1 protein-coding gene is annotated in these 233 nt (G+C 44.2%); it reads right to left on the bottom strand.

Translation table 11 applies throughout. From position 1 onward, the window contains the following. Nucleotides 1-233 (bottom strand): hypothetical protein (locus HA632_RS01500; RefSeq protein WP_176305482.1); only part of this gene is annotated, 233 nt, incomplete at both ends.

Below are 233 nucleotides of genomic sequence, written 5' to 3'. Positions count from 1 at the left end.
CCAGAAGTTGAATGTGTTATGTTGGTTAGCGTTGTATTTACACAAAGTGTCGGCGAAGACGATGCCACTCCAGCAGTATTGTTTGGGGTTACCGTTATGGTTCCTGTAGCATTCACTGAACCACAACCACCCGTCAAAGGAATGCTATAATTAAAAACCCCTGATGCTGTTGGGGTACCACTTATGGTAATGGTATTATTTGCAAAAGCGGCAGTTACTCCAGCTGGTAATCC

It is taken from the genome of Flavobacterium sp. J49 (assembly GCF_011742145.1).
GTDB lineage: Bacteria > Bacteroidota > Bacteroidia > Flavobacteriales > Flavobacteriaceae > Flavobacterium.
Note: the sequence above shows the minus strand (reverse complement) of the source record. Positions and strands in the feature narration are given on the sequence as shown.